Source organism: Arthrobacter sp. E44 (assembly GCF_041877125.1).
GTDB lineage: Bacteria > Actinomycetota > Actinomycetes > Actinomycetales > Micrococcaceae > Arthrobacter.
Genome location: NZ_JBHDJA010000004.1, coordinates 185,994 through 210,937, shown reverse-complemented (window position 1 = coordinate 210,937; position 24,944 = coordinate 185,994). Strand labels below are relative to the sequence as shown.

The 24,944-nt window shown below is 67.3% G+C and carries 23 protein-coding genes; 7 read left to right on the top strand and 16 right to left on the bottom strand.

Going from position 1 to position 24,944, the window contains the following annotated elements; translation table 11 throughout:
• The coding region (locus ACETK3_RS06070) for a hypothetical protein (protein ID WP_373992670.1) at positions 1–321 on the top strand (321 nt) is incomplete at its 5' end.
• A gap of 107 nt (positions 322–428) precedes the next feature.
• Here the strand turns inward: ACETK3_RS06070 and tyrS are convergent.
• From tyrS to ACETK3_RS06055, 3 genes are read right to left on the bottom strand one after another with little or no spacing between them, the layout of a single operon-like run.
• On the bottom strand, positions 429–1,742 hold the full coding sequence (tyrS, locus tag ACETK3_RS06065) for a tyrosine--tRNA ligase (protein ID WP_236801973.1): 1,314 nt from the start codon (positions 1,740–1,742) through the stop codon (positions 429–431).
• A gap of 34 nt (positions 1,743–1,776) precedes the next feature.
• The gene (locus ACETK3_RS06060; protein ID WP_373992669.1) at positions 1,777–4,005 is read right to left on the bottom strand and encodes an AAA family ATPase; all 2,229 of its coding nucleotides are present in this window, start codon (positions 4,003–4,005) and stop codon (positions 1,777–1,779) included.
• Between the two features lie 51 nt (positions 4,006–4,056).
• Entirely contained in the window at positions 4,057–4,746 is a 690-nt protein-coding gene (locus ACETK3_RS06055; RefSeq protein WP_373992668.1) for a DNA-3-methyladenine glycosylase, read from the bottom strand.
• A 128-nt stretch (positions 4,747–4,874) separates the two neighbouring features.
• On the opposite strand from ACETK3_RS06055, the gene ACETK3_RS06050 reads away from it, so the two are divergent.
• Together ACETK3_RS06050 and ACETK3_RS06045 are read left to right on the top strand one after the other, a co-directional pair.
• Entirely contained in the window at positions 4,875–6,383 is a 1,509-nt protein-coding gene (locus tag ACETK3_RS06050; RefSeq protein ID WP_373992667.1) for an AlkA N-terminal domain-containing protein, read from the top strand.
• Positions 6,380–6,874, top strand: coding sequence for a methylated-DNA--[protein]-cysteine S-methyltransferase (locus tag ACETK3_RS06045; RefSeq protein WP_373992666.1), 495 nt, complete (start codon positions 6,380–6,382; stop codon positions 6,872–6,874). The genes ACETK3_RS06050 and ACETK3_RS06045 overlap by 4 nt, the downstream gene beginning before the upstream one ends.
• A 101-nt stretch (positions 6,875–6,975) precedes the next feature.
• Here ACETK3_RS06045 and ACETK3_RS06040 read toward each other — a convergent pair whose 3' ends face one another.
• The 10 genes from ACETK3_RS06040 to argC all read right to left on the bottom strand — a co-directional run bounded on the left by ACETK3_RS06040 (position 6,976) and on the right by argC (position 17,050).
• Positions 6,976–7,713: a maleylpyruvate isomerase family mycothiol-dependent enzyme gene (locus ACETK3_RS06040; RefSeq protein WP_373992665.1), complete on the bottom strand. Its 738-nt coding sequence runs from the start codon at positions 7,711–7,713 to the stop codon at positions 6,976–6,978.
• Between the two features lie 21 nt (positions 7,714–7,734).
• The gene (locus ACETK3_RS06035) at positions 7,735–8,283 is read right to left on the bottom strand and encodes a pyridoxal 5'-phosphate synthase (RefSeq protein WP_373992664.1); all 549 of its coding nucleotides are present in this window, start codon (positions 8,281–8,283) and stop codon (positions 7,735–7,737) included.
• Between the two features lie 95 nt (positions 8,284–8,378).
• Complete coding sequence (argH, locus tag ACETK3_RS06030) at positions 8,379–9,806, bottom strand: argininosuccinate lyase (RefSeq protein WP_373992663.1); 1,428 nt, start codon at positions 9,804–9,806, stop codon at positions 8,379–8,381.
• A 5-nt stretch (positions 9,807–9,811) separates the two neighbouring features.
• Positions 9,812–11,017 (bottom strand): argininosuccinate synthase, encoded by a 1,206-nt coding sequence (locus ACETK3_RS06025; RefSeq protein ID WP_236801965.1) that lies wholly within the window; start codon positions 11,015–11,017, stop codon positions 9,812–9,814.
• 46 nt (positions 11,018–11,063) lie between these two features.
• Positions 11,064–11,594 carry an arginine repressor gene (locus ACETK3_RS06020; protein WP_236801964.1) on the bottom strand — a complete coding sequence of 177 codons (531 nt, stop codon included), beginning with the start codon at positions 11,592–11,594 and terminating at the stop codon, positions 11,064–11,066.
• The gene (gene argF / locus ACETK3_RS06015) at positions 11,594–12,595 is read right to left on the bottom strand and encodes an ornithine carbamoyltransferase (protein WP_373992662.1); all 1,002 of its coding nucleotides are present in this window, start codon (positions 12,593–12,595) and stop codon (positions 11,594–11,596) included. The genes ACETK3_RS06020 and argF overlap by 1 nt, the downstream gene beginning before the upstream one ends.
• Entirely contained in the window at positions 12,592–13,845 is a 1,254-nt protein-coding gene (locus ACETK3_RS06010) for an acetylornithine transaminase (RefSeq protein WP_373992661.1), read from the bottom strand. Before ACETK3_RS06010 ends, argF begins: the two co-directional genes overlap by 4 nt.
• The gene (gene argB / locus ACETK3_RS06005) at positions 13,842–14,801 is read right to left on the bottom strand and encodes an acetylglutamate kinase (RefSeq protein ID WP_236801961.1); all 960 of its coding nucleotides are present in this window, start codon (positions 14,799–14,801) and stop codon (positions 13,842–13,844) included. The genes ACETK3_RS06010 and argB overlap by 4 nt, the downstream gene beginning before the upstream one ends.
• 54 nt (positions 14,802–14,855) lie before the next feature.
• Positions 14,856–16,022: a bifunctional glutamate N-acetyltransferase/amino-acid acetyltransferase ArgJ gene (gene argJ, locus ACETK3_RS06000; RefSeq protein ID WP_373992660.1), complete on the bottom strand. Its 1,167-nt coding sequence runs from the start codon at positions 16,020–16,022 to the stop codon at positions 14,856–14,858.
• Complete coding sequence (argC, locus tag ACETK3_RS05995; RefSeq protein WP_237430221.1) at positions 16,019–17,050, bottom strand: N-acetyl-gamma-glutamyl-phosphate reductase; 1,032 nt, start codon at positions 17,048–17,050, stop codon at positions 16,019–16,021. The genes argJ and argC overlap by 4 nt, the downstream gene beginning before the upstream one ends.
• 155 nt (positions 17,051–17,205) lie before the next feature.
• Between argC and ACETK3_RS05990 the strand changes: the two genes are divergently transcribed.
• A complete protein-coding gene (locus tag ACETK3_RS05990; RefSeq protein WP_236801958.1) occupies positions 17,206–18,171 on the top strand; it encodes a quinone oxidoreductase in 966 nt (321 codons plus the stop codon).
• Positions 18,172–18,260: 89 nt separating this feature from the next.
• Here the strand turns inward: ACETK3_RS05990 and pheT are convergent, their stop codons facing one another.
• A complete protein-coding gene (gene pheT, locus ACETK3_RS05985; protein ID WP_373992659.1) occupies positions 18,261–20,804 on the bottom strand; it encodes a phenylalanine--tRNA ligase subunit beta in 2,544 nt (847 codons plus the stop codon).
• Positions 20,805–20,806: 2 nt separating this feature from the next.
• Positions 20,807–21,868 carry a phenylalanine--tRNA ligase subunit alpha gene (gene pheS / locus ACETK3_RS05980; RefSeq protein ID WP_236801956.1) on the bottom strand — a complete coding sequence of 354 codons (1,062 nt, stop codon included), beginning with the start codon at positions 21,866–21,868 and terminating at the stop codon, positions 20,807–20,809.
• A gap of 200 nt (positions 21,869–22,068) precedes the next feature.
• Between pheS and ACETK3_RS05975 the strand changes: the two genes are divergently transcribed.
• From ACETK3_RS05975 to ACETK3_RS05965, 3 genes are all read left to right on the top strand, one after another.
• Positions 22,069–22,518 (top strand): hypothetical protein, encoded by a 450-nt coding sequence (locus ACETK3_RS05975; RefSeq protein ID WP_373992658.1) that lies wholly within the window; start codon positions 22,069–22,071, stop codon positions 22,516–22,518.
• Between the two features lie 44 nt (positions 22,519–22,562).
• On the top strand, positions 22,563–23,174 hold the full coding sequence (locus tag ACETK3_RS05970) for an SIMPL domain-containing protein (protein WP_373992657.1): 612 nt from the start codon (positions 22,563–22,565) through the stop codon (positions 23,172–23,174).
• Between the two features lie 78 nt (positions 23,175–23,252).
• Entirely contained in the window at positions 23,253–24,371 is a 1,119-nt protein-coding gene (locus ACETK3_RS05965) for an Rv2578c family radical SAM protein (protein ID WP_373992656.1), read from the top strand.
• A 64-nt stretch (positions 24,372–24,435) separates the two neighbouring features.
• Here ACETK3_RS05965 and ACETK3_RS05960 read toward each other — a convergent pair whose 3' ends face one another.
• Positions 24,436–24,891, bottom strand: a complete 456-nt coding sequence (locus ACETK3_RS05960) for a (deoxy)nucleoside triphosphate pyrophosphohydrolase (protein ID WP_373992655.1) — start codon at positions 24,889–24,891, stop codon at positions 24,436–24,438.
• Between the last annotated feature and the right edge of the window lie 53 nt (positions 24,892–24,944).

Below are 24,944 nucleotides of genomic sequence, written 5' to 3'. Positions count from 1 at the left end.
GAAACCAGCCAAAAACACCATGCACACCACGGGGTGGCGGCACAGCACAATCAACCAATCACATTACATAATCGGTATCAACAAACTTGGCACACTATTGAGTTCTCAAACAACAGACACATTCGAATATTCCCGGAAACAATTCAAAGAATTTCTATTCCGTATTTCTTCGCTGCGATGTTTTTATCTTATTTCATTCATATTCACTTTTGCAAATCCGGCTATTTTCCCGGAAAAGCTTGGCGAAATGAATCTGCCCAGCAAAATAAGAAGCAGCTTCTCGGGATCCGTGTATTCACGGTAAGAATTGCTTCTCATTAGTTGGGGGTTTGTCACCACTCAGCGGCGGCGACTCAGAAAACAATACACGCCCCCCAGCGGCCGTGCAAATCGGCTGCCGAAGGGCGTGCACGCAGGACTCAGAGGTGCTAGGGAACCAGTACCTCAACAGTGGCCAGGTTCTTCTTACCCCTGCGAAGGAGCAGGTACTGGCCGTGCAGAAGTTCAGACTCCGAGATCACGGCCTCGGGATCGGACACCTTCTCGTTGTTCACGTAGGCGCCACCCTCCCCTACCGTTCGTCGAGCGGCAGATTTGCTTTCGGACAGACCGGACGCCACCAGCAGGTCCACAATCCCCATCTCATCCACCTGCACGGTGGTGGTGGGCAATTCGGAAGTGGCGGCCTGGAGGGTTGCCTTGTCCAGGGCGGCCAGGTCACCGTTCCCAAACAATGCCGCGGAAGCATTGATCACCTTTTCGGTGGCCTCAACGCCATGCACCAGGGAGGTCACTTCGAAGGCGAGCTTCCGCTGTCCTTCACGGGCAAACGGACGTTCAGCCACTGAAACGGCGATCTCTTCGATTTCGGCGCGCGTCAGGAAGGTGAACACCTTGAGCCGGTCCACCACATCTGCGTCGGCGGTGTTGAGCCAGAACTGGTAGAAGGCGTACGGGCTGCACATGCCGGCGTCGAGCCAGATGGCGTTGCCCTCGCTCTTGCCAAACTTGGTTCCATCGGAGTTGGTGATAAGCGGGGTTCCAAGGGCGTGGACGCTCTTGCCCTCGACTTTGCGGATCAGTTCCGTACCGCTGGTGAGGTTGCCCCACTGGTCCGAGCCGCCGGTCTGCAGGACGCAGCCGTAATCGCGGTAGAGCTGCAGGTAGTCCATGCCCTGCAGGATCTGGTAGCTGAACTCCGTGTAGCTAATGCCCTCATCGGAGTTCAGCCGGGATGCCACGGCGTCCTTGCGCAGCATGGTGCCCACGCGGAAATGCTTTCCCACTTCACGCAGGAAGTCGATGGCGCTCAACGGCGCCGTCCAATCCAGGTTGTTCACCATCCTGGCAGCGTTGTCCCCCTCGAAGCTGAGGAAGCGCTGCACCTGGGCCTGGAGGTAGCCAACCCACTCCGCCACCGTGTCCTTGGTGTTCAAGGTGCGTTCCGCCGTCGGACGCGGGTCACCGATCATGCCCGTGGAACCGCCCACCAGTCCCAGCGGCTTGTGGCCGGCCAACTGAAGCCGCCGCATGACCAGCAACTGGACCAGGTTGCCCAGGTGCAGGCTCGGCGCGGTGGGGTCGAAGCCGCAATAGTAGGTGACCGGCCCGTTGGCGAGGAGCTTTTCCAGCTCTGCTTCGTCAGTGGAGACATGGACCAGCCCACGCCACTTCAGTTCCTGCCAAATATTGGCGAAAGTGGGGTCATTGCGCTGCGGTTCGAGGTTGTTCAGTTCAGGCACGCTTCCTAAGTTAGCAGTAACGCCGAAGGCGCCGTCAGCCGGCAATCCCTGCCGGCACCGGTTCCGCTGCAATCAGCCGCAACCGTTGTGTGGCGCGGGTCATGGCCACGTAAAGGTCCCCCACCTTGCCGTGCTCGTGGTTGAGCATCATCGACGGTTCCAGGACCACCACGCCGTCGAACTCCAGGCCTTTCGCCTCACGGGGGCTGATGACCACGATGTCCTGCTCGTAGCTGCCGGCCCCACTGCCGATCCGGCGCCCGTACACGGCACGCAGTGCTGATGTGGCCTGGGGCAGCAGGTCACCATCGGCAATCACGGCCAGCAGGCCGCCGTCGAGCGCTTCAAGCTCCTCCGGAAGCACCTCGACGAGCCGGTCCACCACGGCACCGGGAGAGACTTCGTCGATGATGGGCTCCCAGCGGCCTTCCCGGACGGCCTTGGGGGCGGAGACAACAAGCCCGGCGGCGTTGGCCATCCGGACAGCTGCCTCGGCGATCTGCGACGGCGTACGGTAGTTGACGGTCAGCTCCTCCAGCTGCCAACGGTCCCCGAACATCGGCGCCAGTGCCCCCTGCCAGGAGTTGGCTCCCGCCACAGAGCTGGTCTGCGCGATGTCACCGACGATGGTGAAGGACTTCAGCGGGCAGCGGCGCACCAGCAGCCGCCACTGCATGGGCGACAGCTCCTGGGCCTCATCGACCACGATGTGCCCAAACGCCCAGGTGCGGTCGCTGGTTGCCCGCTCTGCGGCTGTCTGCCGGACATCCTGCTCCCGGTTCTGCTCGGCCAGCTCTTCGGCCGACATAAGCGGGTCCACCCCGGCGGCCTCCATGTTGACCAGGGTTTGCTTGGCGTTGGCCAGGTCCCGGGCACGGTCGTGCTCCTGCTGGGCCAGCCCGCGCCCGGCCGCCGGATCCAGCTCGCCGAGCAGTTCGGCGGCCTCGTCCAGCAGCGGCACGTCGGACTCGGTCCAGGGAGAATCGGCGGGACGCTGCAGCAGGGCGCGCTCCGCCGGGGTCAGGTTGGGGGTGCAGAACTCCAGTATTTCCGGCTTGCTGAAGAGATCGGTGATCAGCTTCTCCGGCGTCATGGGCATCCAGCAGAGGTTCAGGGCGATCCGCACGTCCCGGGCAGTGCGGACGTCCTCCGCAAGGTAGGAGCGGTCCGCGTTGTTGCCGATGTTGCCGGCCTCGACGAGCTCGGTCATCTGCTCGGTCAGCTCGCGCAGCAGGATCTTCACAAACGTCACGCGTGCCTCGTTGTACGGCTTTCCGGTGGCGCGTGCACGTTCCCGGGCCCGGCGGACCTGGCGGGGCGTCAGCGTGAGCTTGCGTCCGTCCACTTCGAGGATCCGGTTCTGGGCAGGGACGCGCATGCGGTTGGAGACGGCGTTGGCCACGATGGCAGCCATGTCCAGGCGCCCCTTGATGGCGGCCACGGCCGCGTTTGCTTCGGGCACGGCGTTGATGCCGGGCATCAGGCGGCCGACGCTGGCCATGACTACGCCGGTCTCGCCGAGCGAGGGCAGCACCCGTTCGATGTATTTCATGAACGACGACGACGGGCCCACCAGCAGCACGCCTGCACTCTTGAGGCGGTCGCGGTGGGTGTAGAGCAGGTAGGCGGCGCGGTGCAGGGCCACGGCGGTCTTGCCCGTGCCCGGCCCGCCCTGGACCACCACGGCTCCGGAGATGGAGGAGCGGATGATGCGGTCCTGTTCGGACTGGATGGTGCTGACGATGTCCGACATGCGGCCTGTGCGCTTGGAGTTTAGCGCAGCCAGCAGGGCGCCTTCGCCCTGGAGGGACTCGGCGTCCGTGAGCATGGAGGCGTCCAGGACATCGTCTTCGATGGCCTTGACGTCGCGTCCCTGCAGGATCAGGTGCCGGCGGCGGCGCACGCCCTGCCGGTCAAAGGCTGTGGCCTGGTAGAAGTGCCCGGCCTCGGGGGCGCGCCAGTCCACCATCAGCCGCTGCAGATCCTCGGTGGTGAGCCCGATGCGGCCGATGTACTGTGCTTCCCCGGAGTCCAGGTCCAGGCGGCCGAAGACCAGCCGGTCATCCACCGCGTCCAGCTGCGCCAGGCGGTCCTCATACAGCGCGGCGAACGCGTCACGTTCTGAAACGTTCTGCATGGTGCCCACGGCTCCGGCACGACGGACCTGCGCCAGCTGGCGGCGCTTTTCCTCCCGGAGTTCCTCCAGCCGGGCGTACAGGCCGGCAACATACTCCCGTTCGTGGGCCAATTCGGCATCGAGCATTAACGTTCCCCTATCGCGAAAGACAGACCGTCCATTCTACTACCATTTCGATTAACGCTTGTGAAACGTTGCGCCGGGCGACGCATCTGCCATCCGCTTCCGAGCACGGGGCTGCGCCGCCTTGTATTTGGACACCGTGGGGTCGCCGGTGAGCCAGAACCGCCAGGCGTACTCGTCCGAACCTCCCGCTCCTGCCACGCCCACCCGCGGGCCGGAACTGACGGGACCGCTGGCGCCGGAGGGAAGCTCCAGGCCGAAAGGTGGAGCCAGCGCGTCCCGGCCGCTGTCCGCCGTCGTCAATCCCAGCGCCTTGGCGAGACGGGCAGGCCCGCTGGCCAGGTCCGCGGGACTTTTCGACGTCGGCCGGCGCCGCTGCGCCAGTTCCAGCCCGTCCACGATTTCGCCGGCCCGGAGCAGAAGGGCGGAGGCGACGCCGGCGGGACCGCAGACGATGTTGGTGCAGTGGTGCATCCCGTAGGTGAAGTAGACGTAGAGGTGCCCGGCGGGACCGAACATGGGGGCGTTGCGGGGTGTCGGGCCACGGTAGGTGTGCGAGCCGGGATCCGGATGCAGGGAGTCCTCGGGTCCCATGTAGGCCTCCACCTCGGTGAGCCGGATGGAAACGGCGCCGTCGCGTGACTCATGGGTCAGCACGGCGCCCAGCAGCTGCGGGGCGAGCTCACGGGCGTCGGCGGACAGGAAGTTCCGCAACCCGTCCGCTCCCAAAGTGCTTTCGTTCATTACTTGACCTTACCCAGATGCTGCGGATTTCATCCTCGGTGAAGCCTGGCCTGCCGAAGTTTTGCCCCCTCCACGGCCATGTCCGATTTCCGCTAGTAGCAGCGAACCCGGGCTGGCAGGATGGAGGAATGGACTTCTGGCAGCGCTACCGGGCAATCGATGCCCGCGACCCCCGGTTCGACGGCCAGTTCTTCACCGCCGTCCGCAGCACGGGGATCTACTGCCGCCCCTCCTGCCCGGCCCGGACACCCAAGGCGGCGAATGTGACGTTCTACGAGACGTCCGCGGCGGCCCACGAGGCAGGCTACCGGGCGTGCAAGCGCTGCCTGCCTGAGGCTGTGCCGGGCACCCCGGCGTGGAACGTGCGGCAGGACGTGGCGGGCCGCGCCATGCGGCTGATTAACGACGGCGTGATCAACCGGGACGGGGTGGCAGGCCTTGCCGCCCGGCTGGGTTATTCGCCCCGGCAGCTCAACCGGATCCTGGGCCAGGAACTCGGTGCCGGCCCCCTGTCCCTGGCCCGCGCGGCGAGGGCCCAGACAGCCCGCACCCTGCTGGTGTCCACGTCCATGAAGCTCGCCGACGTGGCGTTTGCCGCCGGCTTCAGCAGCGTCAGGCAGTTCAATGAGACCATCGCCGAGGTGTTCGCCATGACGCCCACGGCCCTGCGTCAAACGTCCCGGCACCCTTCGCGTGACGGCGGCACGACGGCCCTGACCCTGGGCCTGCCCTACCGCCCGCCCTTCGACCCGGGTATCTTCTCCTTCCTTGCAGTCCGGGCCATTCCCGGAATCGAGGAGGGAACGGCCACCTCCTACGCCCGGACCCTGCGGCTCCCCCACGGCGACGCGCGCTTCCGCGTGGAGTACGACGGCGGCACCCGGGAACGGCAGCTGACACTCACCGTCGGCGCGGTGGACCTGCGCGACCTTCCGGCGCTGCTCAGCCGCGTGCGCAGGCTGTTCGACCTTGACGCCGACCCGGAAGCCATAGATTCCGCCCTCGCCGCCGACCCCAGGCTCGCTGCCTCCGTCGGTGAGGCGCCGGGGATGCGGATGCCCGGCGCGCTGGATCCCCAGGAGCTGCTGGTCCGGGCCATGGTGGGCCAGCAGGTCACTGTGGCGGCGGCCCGTACCGCGTTGACCCAACTGTCCGCGGCCGGCAGTCACTCCAGTGCTCCCGGCGAGGGCCTGGACCGCTTGTTTCCCACCCCGGCGGAGATCGCGGCGGGGAGTCATTTGCTCCGCGGTCCACGGCGCAGGATCGAATCGCTTGTGCAGGCCGCGGCCGCGATGGCTGAAGGACACCTCGAGTTCGGATACGGGGACGACCTGTCCGGCCTGCGCGCCAAACTGCTGCCCTTGCCCGGCGTGGGCCCATGGACCGTGGGATACGTGGCAATGCGCGTCCTGGGCGCACCGGACGTCTTCCTTGCCAACGACGCCGCGGTCCGGAACGGGATCCGCGCCCTCGATAATGGAGGCAAAGCCAATGGGGACAACACCGATGGGCACAGCGCCCTAAGCTCCGACTTCCGCGAGACCAGCCCGTGGCGTTCCTACGCCACCATGCACCTTTGGCGCGCTGCTGCCCGGCCCGCCCTGACAACCGCCGCTCCTGGGAAAGGGATGCCATGAAAGCCCAACTGCTGCAGCTGTCCACGCCGGACGGACCGTTCACCGTCCTTGCCCGGGACGGCGTGGTCCTTGCCTCGGGCTGGACGGCCGGCCTTGCGGAACTGACAGGGCAGGTCCATCCCGCCCTCCGCCCCGAGACCGTGGAAGAGGTGGCGGACCTCGGGGACATCTCTTCCGCCGTCGAGGCCTTCTACGACGGCGACCCCGCCCCTGCCATGGCCGTGCCAGTCCTTCAGCAATCGGGCCCGTTCCGCGCCCACGCCTGGGAGGTCCTGCGCCAGGTCAAGCCGGGTTCGCCCGTCACGTATACCGAGTACGCCGCCTTGGCCGGTAACCCGCGCGCTGTCCGGGCCGCCGCCAGCGCCTGCGCCTTCAACGCCGCGGCGCTGTTCGTTCCCTGCCACCGGGTGATCCGGACGGACGGGTCGCTGGGCGGCTTCCGCTGGGGCCTGCGCGTCAAGGAGAGCCTGCTGTCCCGGGAAGCGGGCTAAGCGATCTTCTCCCCCGAGCGCGAGATGGCACTTAACGGCAGTGGTGCGCCGCGGCATTGCCGTTAAATGCCATCTCGCGGAGAGGCTGGGGGCTGGGACTGCTACTTCGGTTCCGGCATTGCCGACGGCCACGGCAGCAGGGTGGGAAGATCCGTGCTGTCCCCGGCGGCAGTGGCGCGCAGGCTGTCCAGGGACGGCTTCCGTCCGGCCAGCCAGGCGGCGATGTCGGTGACCATGCCGCTGACGACGACGGTGCTGCCGCCGGCTCCAAGGGCCAGCGGCGGCAGTGCCACGGGCTGCAGGACCAACCTGGTTTCGGCCGGCACGCGGGCGGCCAGGAAGTCGAACAGGTGGGAGCAGAACTCCCGGTTCCAGGTTTCCGGTCCCGTGCCGCTGTCCAGGTCCGCGGTGTGGATGACCAGTTCGCGCCAGAGCGCCAGCCCCGCGTCGAAGATCACTCCGTCGCGGAACGCGATGCGCGTCTGCCACTCATCCTCGCCGAGGGCGTCGAATGCGGCCAAGGCCCGCTGCAGCGCGGCGTCCACGTCCTGCCGGTGCTGCGCAAGGCTGTGCCCGGCGGCGAGCTCGATGGCCCGGTTGCGGCCTTCCACGCCGCCGTCGTAAAGCTCCACCTTTTCGCCGCGCCGACCGTATTCCACTTGCCGGGCCAAGGCTTCGCAAATGCCGGCGATGTGGGCCAGGAGGTGTCCGCGGCTCCAGCCGGGAAGGGTGGACGGAGCGCGTTCGCCGCCGTCGGGGATCCGGTCCAGTCCGGCTGTCAATGCCGTGGCGGCCTTGTGCAGTTCAGCCAGCAGACCGGCAGGAGAAGGAGAGGTCATGCGGCCAGCCTAGCGGAGCGGTCAGCCCAGCGGCTGTCCGTCTGCGCCGACACGGTGGCGGACGTGGTTGCCGTCGTTACTCGCCTGCCAGAACTCGATCTCGATGGGCTGCAGGGCGTAGAGCTGCCAGTGCGGGTTGTCGCTGCCATCGGCCCGGGGCCGCTCATACCAATCGACGGCGGATGCTTCGGCGGAGAGTTCGGCCACGGCGCCAGCCACGCGGACCTGCCGCCCCAGGCCGGGCCAGTAGAAGTTCATCGCGGCCCTGGGCGACTCCGCCAGTTCCCGGCCCTTCCGCGAGGTGCGGGACGTGGCGAAGTGCCAGCCGTCGTCGTCAATGTTCTTGAGGATCAGCATGCGGGAGGACGGCTGGGGACCATCATCGGACCGCGCGTCCACCGTGGCGAGGCTGAAGGCGTGCGGCTGCTGCTCCCCCGCATCGAGCGCCTCGTCCAGCCACTGCTTGAAGAGCAGCGCCGGATCCTGCGGCGCGTTCTCCGGGACGAAAGACGGCAGGTCGGACGGAAAATCAGGAAGCGTGCGGAGGAACTTGCGGAAGGTTTCGCTCATGGGGCCAGCCTAACCCGGCGTTATAAGCAGCGAGATGGCACTTCACGGCAGTGTTTTTGGAAAGCATTGCTGCGAAGTGCCATCTCCCGGAGGTGTTACTTTGCGTACTCCCGCACGCCGGCGAGCTCGCCTTCCAGCGCGGCCATCTGGCGTTCGACGGCGGCTGGTGCCGTACCGCCCTGGGAATTGCGGCTGTTGAGCGAGCCCTCGGTGGAGAGCACGGTCCGGACCTCGGGCGTGAGATGCTCCGAGATGGCGGCGTACTCCTCGTCTGTCAGGTCCCACAGCTCAACACCGCGGGACTCTGCCTGCCTAACGGCGGCACCGGAGAGCTCATGCGCCTCGCGGAACGGCACGCCCTGGCGGACCAACCATTCGGCGATGTCCGTAGCCAGCGCGAAGCCCTGCGGAGCCAGCGATTCCATGCGCTCCGTGTTGAACGTCAGGGTGGCGATCATGCCGGACACGGCAGGGAGCAGCAGCTCCAGGGTGTCCGCGGCGTCGAAGACCGGCTCCTTGTCCTCCTGCAGGTCGCGGTTGTACGCCAGCGGCAGGCCCTTGAGCGTGGCCAGCAGGCCGGTGAGGTTGCCGATAAGGCGCCCCGCCTTGCCGCGGGCCAACTCCGCCACGTCCGGGTTCTTCTTCTGCGGCATGATCGAGGACCCGGTGGAGTAGGAGTCATGCAGCGTGACGAAGGAGAACTCCTTGGTAGCCCAGAAGATGACTTCCTCGGAGATCCGGGACAGATCCACACCGATCATTGAGCAGACCCAGGCGAACTCGGCGAAGACGTCGCGGGACGCGGTGCCGTCGATTGAGTTGTGCACGGCAGAGAAGAAGCCCAGGTCCGCCGCCACCGCCTCCGGATCGAGGCCCAGCGAGGAGCCGGCCAGCGCGCCTGAACCGTAGGGCGAAACACCTGCCCGCTTGTCCCAGTCCTGCAGCCGCTGCACGTCGCGCAGCAGGGCCCAGGCGTGGGCCAGCAGGTGGTGGCTGAGCAGGACGGGCTGCGCGTGCTGCAGGTGGGTGCGGCCGGGCATGGCCACACCATGGTGTACCTTCGCCTGCTCCACCAGCGCGTCCACCGTGGCCAGCACGCCGCCGGCGATGATCCGGGCGTGGTCGCGCAGGAACATCCGGCCCAGGGTGGCCACCTGGTCGTTCCGGGACCGGCCGGCGCGGAGCTTGCCGCCCAGCTGGGCACCGGCCCGCTCGATCAGGCCGCGCTCCAGGGAACCGTGCACGTCCTCATCCGACTCGGCGGGGAGGTACGCGCCGGAGGCCACGTCCTCGTCCAGCTGCGTCAGGGCGGACAGCATGCCTTCCAGCTCGGCGTCGTCCAGCAATCCGGCCTTGTGCAGCACACGGGCGTGCGCCTTGGAGCCGGCAATGTCGTACCGCGCCAGCCGCCAATCGAAGTGCGTGGACTTGCTCAGCGCTGCCAGGGCGTCCGCGGGGCCGCCGGCGAACCGGCCGCCCCACAGCGCGCCGGCGTTTGTCGCCTCCGTTTTTTGCTCAGCCACAGGGGCTACTTCCCTGCGACGCGGATGTCGCGGCGGGCGGCAACCTTGGCGGACATGCCCCACAGTTCGATGAAGCCCTTGGCCTGGGACTGGTCGAAGGTGTCACCGGTGTCGTAGGTGGCCAGCGAGAAGTCGTACAGCGAGGTGTCGGAGCGGCGTCCGTTGACGATCGCCTGGCCGCCGTGCAGGGTCATGCGGATGTCGCCGGAGACGTACTTCTGGGTGTCCTCGATAAAGGCGTCCAGGGAGCGCTTGAGCGGCGAGAACCACTGGCCGTCGTAGACCAGCTCGGCCCAGCGCTGGCCAACGGTGGCCTTGAAGCGGGCCTGCTCGCGTTCAACAGTGATGTCCTCGAGGTGCTTGTGCGCGGTGATCAGCGCCATGGCGCCGGGGGCTTCGTAGATTTCGCGGGACTTGATGCCCACCAGGCGGTCCTCGACGACGTCGATGCGGCCCACGCCCTGGGCGCCGGCGCGGCGGTTGAGTTCCTTGATGGCCTGGAGCGGGGTGACCTTGACGCCGTCGATCGCGACAGGAACGCCGGCTTCGAAGGAGATGATGACCTCATCCGGTGCCGGCGGGAACTCCGGGGTGGCGGTGTAGTCGTAGATGTCCTTGGTGGGGGCGTTCCAGATGTCCTCGAGGTAGCCGGTTTCCACGGCGCGTCCCCAGACGTTCTGGTCGATGGAGTACGGGTTCTTCTTGGTGGTCTCGATGGGCAGTCCCTTTTCCTCGGCGAAGGCGATGGCCTTGTCGCGGGTCAGGGCGAGGTCGCGGACCGGAGCGATACACTTCAGGTCCGGGCCCAGGGTCTGGATGCCCACTTCGAAGCGGACCTGGTCGTTGCCCTTGCCGGTGCAGCCGTGGGCCACCGTGGTGGCGCCGAATTCGCGGGCAGCCTTGACCAGGTGCTTGACGATGACCGGGCGGGAGATGGCGGAGACCAGCGGGTAGTGGCCCTGGTAGAGGGCGTTGGCCTTCAGGGTGGGCACGCAGTATTCGTTGGCGAACTCGTCGGAGGCGTCGGCCACGTAGGCTTCGACGGCGCCGCAGCCCAGGGCGCGCTGACGGATGGTTTCCAGCGATTCGCCGCCCTGTCCGACGTCGACCGCCACGGCGATGACCTCGGCACCGGTGGCTTCACCGATCCAGCCGATGGCGACGGACGTGTCCAGGCCGCCGGAGTAGGCCAGCACAATGCGTTCAGTCACTTTAAATGCTCCTTGTTGAGGGTTGGTTGATTCTTTGTCTTCAAGCTTATTGCCCGGCTTCCTCAGCCATTTGCAGGAAGCGGGCGGCGAGGTCCTGGCCGCCCAACGGGTCGCGGGAGACCAGCAGTACGGTGTCATCACCGGCGATAGTGCCCAGGATGGACGGCATCACCGAGTGGTCGATGGCCAAGGCCAGGAAGTTCGCGGCACCGGGGGGAGTCCGGAGGACTGCGATGTTGCCGGACGCCTCCGCGGTGACCAGCAGCTCGCTGCACAGCCGGGCCAGCCGGGCGTCCAGGATTTCCTGGGTCACACCGCTCTTGGCGCCACGCTCACCGCCTTCGCCAGGCACCGCGTACACCAGCACGCCTTCCTTGCCGCGCACCCGGACAGCGCCCAGCTCGACGAGGTCGCGGGACAGCGTGGCCTGGGTGACCTGGACGCCGTCGTCCGCCAGCAACGCCGCGAGCTCCGCCTGGGAACGCACGGACTGCCCGGTGAGGATGGCAGTGATGCGCGCCTGCCGGGCGGTCTTGGTGGCCGGGCTGGTGCCGGGGGTGGACGGCTGGGCGGACACTAGAACGTGCTCTCTCCGGTACTTTCGACCGGGGCCAGTCCGTCGACGAACGCCAGGCCCGAGCGGTGCATCAGCCAGGCCATCAGCGCCTTCTGCGCGTGCAGCCTGTTTTCCGCTTCGTCCCACACGATGGACTGCGGGCCGTCGATGACGTCGGCGGAAATTTCGTAGCCGCGGTAGGCGGGAAGGCAGTGAAGCACGACGGCGTCATCCGCAGCCAGCGCCATGGCGTCAGAGTCCACGGAGTAGTCCCGGAACAGCTGCATCCGGGCTTCCTTTTCGGCCTCCTGCCCCATGGAAACCCAGGTATCCGTGGCTACAACGTCGGCCCCCTGCAAAGCTTCCTTGGCATCGGTGGTGATGAGGACGGAACCACCGGTTTCGGCCGCGCGGTCCTCGGCAGCCGCAACGATGTCCGTGGCCGGGAGGTAGCCCTCCGGTCCGGCGATGCGGACGTGCATCCCGGCCGTGACGCCGGCCAGAAGGTAGGAGTTGGCCATGTTGTTGGCGGCGTCGCCCAGGTAGCTCATGGTCAGTCCCTTGAGCTGGCCCTTGTGTTCCTTGACGGCCAGCAGGTCCGCCAGGAGCTGGCAGGGGTGGTAGTCGTCGCAGAGGGCGTTGATGACGGGCACCCTGGAGTTCTCCGCCATGGCCACCAGGCCGGCGTGGGCGCCGGTGCGCCACACGACGGTGGAGACCATGCGTTCGAGCACCTTGGCGGTGTCCTCCACGGATTCCTTGTGCCCGATCTGCGCCTCGCCGGGGTTGATGATCAGGGCGTTTCCGCCCATGTCGGCAACGCCGGTGGCGAACGAGACGCGGGTCCGGGTGGAAGTCTTGTCGAAGATTACGGCCACGGTTTTGCGGCCGCTGCCTTCGGCGGCGTACGGCTGGACGCTGTAGGGGGCTGCCTTCATTCGGGCAGCGAGCTCCAGGACTTCGGCCTGCTCGGCCGGGGAGAGGTCGGTGTCCTTGAGGAAGTGCCGGGTTGCGGTGGTCACTGGGCGTCCTTAGCTGCTTGGAGGATTGCCGGGAAAGCGGCGAGGAAGGTGTCGGCCTGCGCCGTGGTAAGGATCAGCGGCGGTGCCAGGCGGATGGTGCGCGGGCCGGGGCTGTTGACGATGAATCCGGCGTCAAGGGCGGCCTGCACGACTGCCGGTGCCACGTCGGCGTCGAGGTCGAACCCTATGAGGAGCCCTTCGCCGCGAACCTCGGTGACGCCGGGGATGGCAGCCAGCGCGGAACGCAGGTGTTCCCCCACCGCCGTTGCGTTGGCGAGCACGTTCTGGCTTTCGAGGGCGTGCAGGGTGGCAAGGGCGGCAGCGGTCGCCACCGGGTTGCCGCCAAAGGTGGTGCCGTGCTGGCCGGCGGACAACAACGACGACGTCGCCTCACCGAAGGTGATGAGGGCACCGATGGGGAACCCGCCGCCCAGGCCCTTGGCCAGGGTGATGGCGTCGGGGACGATCCCGGCATCCTCGCTGGCGAGCCATTTGCCCGTGCGGCCGACGCCGGTCTGGACCTCGTCCAGGATCAGCAGGGCGCCGGCGTTGCTGGTGGCTTCCCGCGCGGCCTTGAGGTAGCCCGCGGGAAGCGGCCGGACGCCGGCCTCGCCCTGGATGGGCTCCAGGAAGACGGCAGCCACGGTTTCGTCCACCGCCGCCTCCAGCGCGGCGATATCGCCGAACGGAATGTGCACCACGCCGCCGGGAAGCGGCTCGAAGGGTGCGCGGTAGGCCTCCTTGGCGGTGAGTGCCAGCGCACCCATGGTCCGGCCGTGGAAGGCACCCTCGAGCGCGATGATCCTGGTGCGCTTGGTTCCGTCCGTTCCGGTGTTGCGGCGGGCCAGCTTGAAGGCGGCCTCGTTTGCCTCGGTGCCGGAGTTGCTGAAGAACACCTTGGAGCCGGCAGGAGCGTGGGCGAGTTCCAGGAGCTTCTCGGCCAGTGCCACCTGGGTGGGGCTGGTGAAGAAGTTGGAGACGTGGCCCAGGGTGGCCAGCTGGCTGGCGATGACCGACGTCACGAAGGGGTGGGCGTGGCCCAGCGCGTTGACGGCGATGCCGCCCAGCAGGTCCAGGTACTCCTTGCCGTCCGCGTCCCACACCAGGCAGCCGGCGCCGCGGACCAGGACGCGCTGGGGCGTGCCGAACACGTTCATGAGCGAAGAGGAGTAGCGGGACAGCCACTCGGAGCCGGCGTGGCCCGTGGTTTCCACTAACTCGGTCACTGTGGATTTTTCCATCGTGTTCATCCGTTGATCTCCTCGTCCGGGACTACCTGGGTGCCGATGCCCGCCGTCGTAAATGTTTCAAGAAGCATGGAGTGGGCCAGGCGCCCGTCCACGATGTGCGCCCTTTCCACGCCCTCGTCGACGGCCTTCAAGCAGGCTGCCATCTTGGGGATCATGCCCGACTGGAGGCCCGGCAGCATCTCCCGCAGCTCGGAAGCCGTAAGGGACGAGATCAGGGAGGACTTATCCGGCCAGTTGGCATAGAGGCCTTCAACGTCGGTCAGGATCACCAGCTTGGAGGCGCCCAGCGCGGAGGCGACGGCGGCCGCAGCCGTATCCGCGTTGACGTTCAGGACCTGCCCGGTGGGCTGGAACCGGACGGGCCCCACGATGCCCTCCCCGGCGTCGACAATTTCCGGGGCCACCGTGGAGATCACGGGGATGCGGCCGGCGTCGAGGATGTCCACGATGCCGGCGGGGTCGACGCCCACCACCTCGCCCACCAGGCCAAGGTCCACCTCTTCGCCGTCCACCACGGTGCCGGTGCGGACGGCGCGGAGCAGGCCGCCGTCTTCGCCGGACATGCCGACGGCGTAGGGCCCGTGGGAGTTGATGAGCCCCACGAGTTCACGGCCCACCTGGCCAGTGAGGACCATGCGGACCACCTCCATGGCCTCGGGGGTGGTGACGCGCAGGCCGCCCTTGAACTCGGATTCGATGCCCAGCCGGCCCAGCATCGAGTTGATCTGGGGGCCGCCGCCGTGGACCACCACGGGGTGGATGCCCACGTGGTGGAGGAAGACGATGTCCTCGGCAAAGGCGCGGCGGAGTTCATCGTTGACCATGGCGTTGCCGCCGTATTTGACCACCATGATGCTGCCGGCGAAGCGCTGGATCCAGGGCAGGGCCTCGATCAGGGTTTCAGCCTTGTCCTGCGCGGCGGACATGGTGGTGTTTTCACGCGTCTGGGTGTTCATGGTGTCACTTTCCACAGCGGTTTGGGCTTGGCGGGTTTTGCCCGGGCGGTGCTCCTAGCTGGAGTAGGCGCTGTTTTCGTGGACGTAGTCGTGGGTGAGGTCGTTGGTCCAGATGGTTGCCTCGGCATCGCCTGCCTGCAGGTCAATCTCCACCAGGACCTCGCGGGGCTCCAGGTCCACCAGGCTACGGTCATCGCCGATGCTGCCGTTGCGGCAGATCTGGACCCCGTTCATGGCGACGTTGAGCTTGTCCGGCTCGAAGGCGGCGTCCGTGGTGCCGACAGCCGAGAGCACGCGGCCCCAGTTGGGGTCCTTGCCGAAGATGGCGGTCTTGAACAGGTTGGAGCGGGCCACGGAGCGGCTGACGGTCTCGGCGTCGGCTTCGCTGGCGGCGTTGAATGTGCGGATGGCGATGTCGTGGCTGGCTCCTTCCGCGTCGGCGATCAGCTTGCGGGCCAGCTCCGCGCATACCTGCGTGAGCCCTGCACCGAAGTCCTCGGCGGACGGGACGGCTCCGGAAGCGCCGGAGGCAAGCAGGACAACCGTGTCGTTGGTGGACATGCAGCCGTCCGAGTCGGCGCGGTCGAAGGTGACGCGCGTGGCGTCGCGGAGGACGACGTCGAGCATTTCCGGCTGCACCATGGCATCGGTAGTGAGGACCACCAGCATGGTGGCCAGGCCGGGGGCCAGCATGCCGGCGCCCTTGGCGATTCCCCCGATGCTGAATTCCTGGCCGTCCGCGTCGGTGCCGATGAAGAGGGCCGACTTGGGCACGCTGTCAGTGGTCATGATTGCGGTGCCGGCATCCGGTCCGCCATCAGTGCTGAGGGCCGCGGCGGCAGCCTCCACCCCCGGCAGGATCTTGTCCATGGGCAGCTGCTCGCCGATCAGGCCGGTGGAGCAGACGAAGACGTCCGTGGCGGAGATGCCCAGCACCTCGGCTACTTTTTCCGCTGTGCTGTGGGTGTTCTGGAAGCCGGTGGGTCCGGTGCAGGCATTGGCTCCGCCGGAGTTGAGGATGACGGCGTCCACGCGGCCGTCGGAGACCACCTGGCGGGACCAGTGCACGGGCGCTGCTGCGACGCGGTTGCTGGTGAAGACGGCGGCGGCGGCCTTGGAGGGTCCGTCGTTGACGACCAGGGCGAGGTCCGGGTTGCCCGACGCCTTGAGTCCGGCGGTAACGCCGGCTGCCCGGAATCCCTGGGGTGTGGTGATGGTCACGGGGCTACTCCCTGCAGGTTGAGGCCGGCGGTTTCAGGCAGGCCGAGTGCGATGTTCATGGACTGTACGGCGCCGCCGGCCGTGCCCTTGGTGAGATTGTCGATCACGCAGGTGACAATGACCCGTCCCGTGTGGGCATCGAAGGCCAGCTGCATGGCTGCATGGTTGGAGCCCTGGACCGACTTGGTTGTGGGCCACTGGCCCTCCGGCAACAGGTGGACGAAGGGCTCGTCTTCATATGCCTCGGCCCAGGCCAGGCGCAGTTGCGCCGCCGTGGTGCCGGCCTTGACCTTTGCGGTGGCGGTGGTGAGGATGCCGCGGCTCATCGGAGCCAGCGTGGGCGTGAAGGAGACCGTAACCTTTTCCCCCGCCGCGTTGGACAGGCCCTGCTCGATTTCCGGGGTGTGCCGGTGTCCGCCGCCCACTCCATAGGGGCTCATCGAGCCCATGACCTCGGAACCGATCAAGTTGACCTTGGCGGCCTTGCCCGCACCCGAGGTGCCGGACGCGGAAACAATGACGACGTCGTTGGGCTCCAGCACGTGGCCAGCGAACCCGGGAGCCAGCGCCAGGAGGGCTGAGGTTGGGTAGCATCCGGGAACGGCGATGCGGGTGGCGCCCTTGAGGGCTTCGCGCTGGCCGGGCAGCTCGGGAAGCCCGTAGGGCCAGGTTCCGGCGTGGGCGGAGCCGTAGAACTTTTCCCAGGCGGCCGGGTCCTCGAGGCGATGGTCTGCGCCGGCGTCGATCACCACCGTCCCCTTCGGCAGCCGGGCCGCGATCTCAGCAGAGGCCCCGTGCGGCAGCGCAAGGAAGACGACATCATGGCCGGAGAGGTTCTCCACCGTGGTGTCCTCAAGGAGGCGGCTGGCAAGTCCATGCAGGTGCGGCTGCAGCTCACCCAGGCGGGAACCTGCGTTGCTGTGGGCCGTGATGGCGCCGATGGTTACCCCGGGATGTCCGGCCAGGAGGCGCAGGACCTCTCCCCCGGCATAGCCGCTGGCTCCCGAAACCGCAACAGAAATAGTCATGCTCCGACTATACAGCAATAGTTATGCACTGGTATCGATAATTATGCATACGCTTTCCTGTGATGAGGACAGCAGTTGTCGGGCAGGCGTTCCCTGTCCCTAGGATGGTTTCGGCAGCCGGGGCCGGAGACGCCGGGCCCCGCGAAAGGAGAGCCATGACGCACGCAATCGTCGCACGGGAAGCAGGCGGACCGGAAGTCCTCGACTACATGGAAGTGGAGCCGCCCGTCCCAGGTCCCGGACAGTTGCTCTTCAAGGTCGGGGCGGCCGGCGTCAACTTCATCGATACCTATAAGCGCAGCGGCACCTACAAAGTGCCCTACCCCTTTACGCCCGGGTCGGAGGCAGCCGGCACGGTCGAAGCGGTGGGCGAAGGTGTTACCGGCTTTGCCGTGGGTGACCGGGTGGCCACAGCGGAAGGCATTGAGTGCTATGCGGACTACGCACTTGTGGATGAGGACGCAGCCCTTCCGGTCCCCAAAGGACTGGACATCTTCACTGCCGCAGCACTGCCCCTGCAGGGCGTCACTGCCCACTACCTCATGAATTCGACGTTCAAGGTGGAGCCGGGCCACAAGGTGCTGCTGCATGCGGGGGCCGGCGGCGTAGGGCTGCTGCTGATCCAGATGCTGAAGGCACGAGGGGCGGAAGTCCTGACCACTGTCTCCACCGACGAAAAGGAACAGTTGGCGCGCGACGCCGGCGCGGACCACGTGCTGCGTTACGACGGATTTGCGGAGCGGGTCAGGGACATCACCAGCGGGACCGGCGTGGACGTGGTGTACGACGGCGTGGGCAAGGACACCTTCGACGGTTCCTTGGCGTCTTTGCGGGTCCGCGGAATGCTGGTGCTGTTCGGTGCCGCCTCGGGCCCGGTTCCGCCCTTTGACCCGCAACGCCTCAACGCCGGGGGTTCCCTTTTCCTGACGCGCCCCACCATGGGCCACTACCTGCGGGATGCAGCGGAGCGGCGCTGGCGCTCTGACGAGATTTTTGCCGCCGCCGCGGACGGCAGCCTGAAGGTCCGGATCGGCGCCCGCTACCCCTTGAGCCAGGCCGGGCAGGCGCACCGCGACCTCGAGGGCCGGAAGACCACCGGGAAGGTCCTCCTGGTGCCCTGACACATGGTCAGGGGCCACACTGGCCGAACATTGGAAAGTCCCCGCAACCCATCAGGGTTGCGGGGACTTCCGCTTTGGAGGGGGTGCCGCTAGCGCTGGACGGCTCCGAAGCGCTCGGCCGCAAGTGCAACTGCGCTTTCGCGGGCTGCCGAGGCTTCGTCGGCGGTCAGCGTGCGATCGGCGGCCCGGAAACGGAGCCCGAAGGCCAGCGATTTCTTGCCTTCCTCGATACCCTTCCCTGCGTAGACGTCGAACAGCGCCACGTCTTCCAGCAGCTCACCGGCACCTTCGCGGAGTGCGGCGAGAACCGCGTCCGCCGGCACGTCGGCCGGGACCACGAGCGCCACGTCCTGGGTGGCCACCGGGAACGTCGAGATGTGGCGCGCCACAATCACGTCGGGTGCGGCCTCGAACAGCGCGTCGGCGTTGATCTCAACGGCAACCGAACGGGCGGGCATGTCCGAGGCTGCCAGCAGCTTGGGGTGCAGTTCGCCGGCGTACCCCACGGTCTCACCCGTCCGCAGTGCAAGCCTGGCGGTGCGGCCGGGATGGAATGCCTGGTGGCTGCCTTGGCTGACCACCAGGTCCACGCCGAGGACGTCGCCGGCAAGGCGGGCAACGTCCAGCGCATCGGCCCAGTCCCATACGCGGGGTGTGTGTGACGCGGCGGCCGGGGAATCGTGGCCGGTGAGGACAGCAGCCACGTGGAACGGCTGGTCCGGGACGCCGTCGAACAGGTCGTCCAGCACCTCATCGGAGGGCTTGACTCCCAGCGGCGGGATGGAGGCTGTGCCCACGCGTTCGCCGGGGAGGAACACCAGGCCCGATTCGAAGAGGGCCAGGTCCCGGAAGCCGCGCGAATGGTTCCGCTTGGCCACCTCGATCAGTCCGGGCAGGATGGACGTGCGCAGGTAGCCGTGCTCCTCGCTGATGGGGTTGGCGAGCTTGACGGCGGTCCGCTCCGCGCCCTGCTCCGCCACCCCAAAGGTGTCGTTGGCGGTCTTGGACACGAACGGGTACGCCAGGACCTCGGTGAGGCCGAAATCCGCCAAGGCCTGGATCAGGCGCCGGCGCTGCTGCTGGACCCTGGTGAGGCCGCGGCCGGGAGGGGCAACCGGAAGCGTGGCGGGGATCTTGTCGTAACCCACCAGCCGGGCGATCTCCTCGGTGAGGTCTTCCTTGGTCTCCAGGTCGCTGCGCCAGCTGGGCGGCGTAACGGTCCAGCCGCCGTCGTGCTTTACCACCACGGCGCCCAGGTCTTCAAGGGACGTGACGATCTGTTCCTCGGTGAAGTCGATGCCGATGCGTGCGGCAGCGAAGCCTGCGGGCAGATCGATCGTGATGGTTTCCGGAGCAGTTCCGACGTCGGTGCCGGCTTCGTCCGCCGTGCCGCCGGCCAGTTCCACCAGGAGGTCCACCACGCGCTGCGCCGCGATGCCGGCCACCTGCCAGTCCACGCCGCGTTCGAAGCGCTTGGATGCCTCGGACGGCAGCTTGTGACGGCGGCGTGAGCGCCCGATGGAGACCTCGTCGAAGTGCGCGGACTCTACGAGGATGTTGGACGTCGAGTCCCCCACCTCGGTTGCCGCGCCGCCCATGACGCCGGCGATGCCGATGGCACCGGAGTCGTCGGTGATGAGCAGGTCCTCGGCGTCAAGGGTGCGCTCCTTGCCGTCCAGCGTGGTGATCTTTTCGCCGGTGGAGGCGCGGCGCACCACAATGTCCCCGGACAGCTTGTCCAGGTCGTAGCAGTGCGTGGGCTGGCCCAGTTCCAGCATCACGTAGTTGGAAATGTCCACCGGCAACGAGATGGAGCGGATGCCTGCCAGCCGGAGCCGGGACACCATCCACTGCGGGGTGGGCTTCGTGGCGTCCACGCCACGAACGGTGCGTGCCACGAAACGGTCGCAGCCGGGCTTGCCGTAGATGGGGGCATCGTCATTGAGCTTGATGCCGTAGCCGCCGGAAAGCTCCGCCGGGGCCTGCACCCTGGATGCGGGATCCGTGAAGGAGGTTCCGGTGGCGTGCGCATATTCACGGGCCACACCGCGGATGGAGAAGGCGTAGCCGCGGTCCGGGGTGACGTTGATTTCCGCGGCCTGGTCGTAGAGGCCCAGCAGCTCCATGGCGTCGGTGCCCACTTCGGGGTCCAGTCCGATGCGGGACAGCACCAGGATGCCGTCGTGGTCCTCGCCGATACCCAACTCGCGGACGGAGGCGATCATCCCGGCCGAGAGGTGCCCATAGGTCTTGCGGGCCGCGATGTGGAAGTCGCCGGGCAGCACGGCACCCGGAAGGGTGACCACTACCTTGTCGCCCTCAACGAAGTTGTGGGCGCCGCAGACGATGCCCTGCACACCGGAGGGGTCAATGCCCTTGCCGGTGAGCGTCTGCTCCTGCCCCTCCGGGACCACACGGACCTGGCACCAGTTAATGGTCTTGCCGTTGCTCTGCGGTTCCTTGACAATGCTCAGGACCTGGCCCACCACGATGGGACCCTGCAGGGTATCCGTGGGGCGGTGGACCGCCTCCTCCTCGAAGCCGACCTTGACCAGCTCTGCCATGACGTCTTCGGCCGTTGCTTCGGCCCGTACTGCCGCGAATTCACGCAGCCAGGAAAGTGGGATACGCACTGTTAGATCTCCATCCCGAAGTGCTCGCTGAACCGTACATCGCCTTCGATCATGTCGCGCATGTCCCCCACCTCGTTGCGGAACATGAGGGTGCGCTCGATGCCCATGCCGAAGGCAAAACCTGAATAGACGTCGGGGTCGATGCCGGCGGCGCGCAGGACGTTGGGGTTGACCATGCCGCAGCCGCCCCACTCGATCCAGGCCGGCCCGCCCTTGGCACCCGGGTGGAAGATGTCCAGCTCGGCCGAAGGCTCGGTGAAGGGGAAGTAGTTGGGGCGCAGCCGGATCTGGGCTTCGTCGCCGAACATCTGCCGGGCGAAGTGTTCCAGGGTGCCGCGCAGGTCCGCCATGCTGAGGTTCTTGTCGATGGCCAGGCCTTCGAACTGGTGGAACACCGGGGTGTGGGTTGCGTCCAGCTCATCGGTACGGAACACCTTGCCGGGGCACAGCACGTAGATGGGCACCTCGCGCTCCAGCATGGAGCGTACCTGCACCGGGGAGGTGTGGGTACGCATCAGCAGGTGGGCTTCGGGCGGCTCCACGAAAAACGTGTCCTGCATTTCGCGCGCGGGGTGGTCCGGCTTGAAGTTCAGGGCGTCGAAGTTGAACCACTCGGATTCGACCTCCGGGCCTTCGGCGATTTCCCAGCCCATGCCTACGAAGATGTCCGCCACGCGGTCCTGCAGCGTGGAGAGCGGGTGGCGGGCTCCGGCACGGCGGCGGCGCGGAGCGGCGGTGACGTCCACGGTCTCCTCCACGAGGATCCGGGCGTCATTTTCGGCTTCCAGCACTTCCGCGCGCTCGGCGAGCGCCTTGTTGACCTTCCCGCGGGAGGCACCCATCAGCTTTCCGGCGAGCGCCTTCTGGTCCTTGGGCAGCCGGCCGATCTCACGGTTGGCAAGGCTGAGCGGAGACTTCTCGCCACTGTGGGCAAGGCGCACCGCCTTCAGCTCGTCAAGGGTGGCCGCACCGGCGATGGCGGTGATGGCCTGGTCTACAGCGGCGTTGATGGCGGCCTCATCCGTGGGGTTCGGGATGGCGGCGCCCGGCAAAGTTTCAGTCATCTACTGTTCTTAGCTACGAGTCGTGGCTGCCGGCGGGCGGGACAGCCGCACGCGGTTTCCCGCCCGGTGCCGTCCGTCGCTGGCAGGTCATGGATGAATGCTGTACATCAGGGGCATTCAATGACCAGGTCAGGGCTCGCCGGCAGGACCGGCGGCCACTGCCCTCCAGTCTAGTTGAACCCTCCGGCTACCATGGCCTCATGACTTCGCGGCAGCGCACGGGCTCCTTTGACGGCCCGACGACGGCCCAGCGGCTCAGGTGGGCAGCGAACCTCCTCAACGGGAGCACCCTGGCCGGGCTCGCCGTCGCGCTTGCCGCCCGGACACGCATCAGCTGCGGTCCCCGCGGCATGGTTATTGCCGCGGGTTACCGCTGGCGGTTGCCCTTCGCGCACGCCTACACCCTGGGCAACGTGGTCCTGTGCCGCAGCACAGTCGAGGAGCTGGTCTCCCATCCGACGCTCCTGGGCCATGAGGAACGGCACTGCAGCCAGTACGCGTGGTGCCTGGGACTGCCGTTTATCCCGCTGTACCTGGCAGCTGCCGCCTGGTCCGTGCTGCGCACCGGAAATCCGGGGACGGCGAACATCTTTGAACGACGGGCGGGGCTTGCCGCGGGCGGCTACCCCCTTACGGGAAGGCGGACGTGATGGGTCCGGACCCGCACGTACAGGTTGGAGCAGGAACGGTCACCGTGACGGGAACAGGGTCCGCCGAGGCGGCCCCGGACCTGGTGCTGGTTTCTGTGGGTGTGGAGTGCCGCGCCGGGTCGGTCCAGGAAGCGTATGCGGCAGCCGGCGAGGCCCTCGCTGCAGTGGGTTCGGTGCTCCGCGGCCGCGGCGTTGCCCCCGCCGAGCTCCGCACCGCAGGGCTGAGCGTCCGGGCCGACCTTGCCTGGCGGGACGGGGAAGGACACAAACTCGTGGGCTACGTGGCAGCCGGCAGCCTTCTGGTGAAGCTTCGCGACATGGGCAGCGCATCGGGCACGGTTTCGGAAGCCGTCCACGCGGCGGGGGACGCTGCCCGGCTCAACAGCCTGCAGCTGGTCCTGTCCGACGACTCCGCCATCCGGGCCGAGGCCCGGGACGCCGCGTGGGCGGACGCGCTCCGCATCGCCGGGCAGTACGCCGCCCTGGCCTCGGGCACCTTGGGACGGGTGTTGTCCGTGGCAGACCAGCGGCCGGTATCAGGGCCCGTACCGCTTGCCGGTCTGCAGCGGGCCTCCGCCACGGAGTCCGTGGCCCTTGAGCCCGGTGAGAACCGGGTGGAGGCTGCCGTGACCGTCACGTGGGAGCTGCAGCACTGACACTCCTCGGGCAGGGGTGAGGCGGAGGGCCCGCGTTGCAGCCTTGACTTCTATTCGAACATGTTTTCGAATGGAGGCATGAGATGGGAAGCGCAAGCACTGGTGCCCACACCCAACCCCGCAGGCGCGGCCGCTCCGGCACTGCTTCCGCTGGCGGGCCTGGTCCGCTCCGTCACCACGCCTGAGTTCGCCGGCATCACGTTCCACGAGGTCACTGCCAAATCGGTGCTCAACAGGGTGCCGGCGGGGTCCAAGATGCCCTTCGAATGGACCGTCAATCCCTATCGCGGCTGCAGCCACGCCTGCGTCTACTGCTTTGCCCGCAAGACCCACACGTACCTGGATTTCGACGCCGGCATGGACTTCGACAGCCAGGTGGTGGTCAAGGTGAACGCAGCGGAAGTCCTGCGCAAGGAGCTGAACAAGGCCTCCTGGACGCGCCAGCAAGTGGCGCTGGGCACCAACACCGATCCCTACCAGCGGGCCGAGGGCCGGTACCGGCTCATGCCGGGAATCATCACGGCGCTTGCCGAGTCCGGCACTCCCCTGTCCATCCTCACCAAGGGAACCCTCCTGGCGCGGGACATCCCGCTGCTCAAGAGCGCCGCCGCGCAGGTCCCGGTAGGGCTCGGCATTTCCCTGGCCATGACGAACGAAGCACTGTCCGAGGCGATCGAGCCCGGAACCCCCGGACCCAGGGCCCGGCTCCGGCTGGTGTCCCGGCTCCGCGAAGCGGGACTTCCGTGCGGTGTGATGGCCATGCCCATTCTGCCGTGGCTGTCCGACAGCGATGAGGCACTCGATGCGCTGTTCGGCTCGCTGGCGGCGGCGGGCGCCACCGGAGTCACCGCGGGCGCCCTGTACCTGAAGCCAGGCACCAAGGAGTGGTTCATGAAGTGGATCGCGGCCAACCACCCCGAACTGGCGGGCCGCTACCGGCGGCTGTACGGCACCGGCTCCTACGCGTCCAAGGAATACCGGACGTGGCTCGCCGGCAGGGTCCGGTACTTCAAGGCGCGCCACGGCTTTTCGCATTCGTCAGGCTTCAGCCACCGCGACCTGGACAAGCCGGATTTGGACGATCCACGCGTCGAAGAGGCGCAGTACCCGGCAGGCAGCATCCCCGCTGCCGTTCCGGGTGGCTCCACTGCCGTGCCTTCGGTGTCGCGGTCCGGAGTGCAGGACTCCCTGTTCTGACTTTTTGCGTGTCAGTCGCAGGGCTCAGTCCCGGGGCCGGCCTTTGGGGCTCAGTCCTGTCCGGTCAGTCCTGGGTGAGGGGCTCCTCTACCGGCAACGCCACAGAGTCCAGGAGGGCGCTGACAATCGGATAATCCGCCGGGATCCAGGGCAGGCCAAGGACGGCCTCCCGATTTCGCAGGTCCACCCAGCGCAGTTCGTCATGGTCTTCAAGGGGCATGGCCTCGCCGCTGGTCACTTCGGCGAACCAGACCCGCATGCTGGCGCGTTCATTGAGGGGCCAGCCCTGAGGTTCTTCCGCGGGCAGCTCCGGCCCCAGGCGGACATCGATGCCCAGTTCCTCGGCCAGTTCGCGCACCAGCGCTGATTCGGGTTCCTCGCCGGGCTCCACCTTGCCGCCTGGAAACTCCCACAACCCGGCCAGATGCTCCGGCGCGCTCCGCCGCGCCACCAGCAGTGCCGCCGGCCGGGCCAGGTTGTCCACCACGGCTCCGCCCACTACCTGTATCAGTCCAGTCACCGGCTCATTCTATGGGCCACAATGGGAATGTCCGGAACAGCATCCGGCAGCCC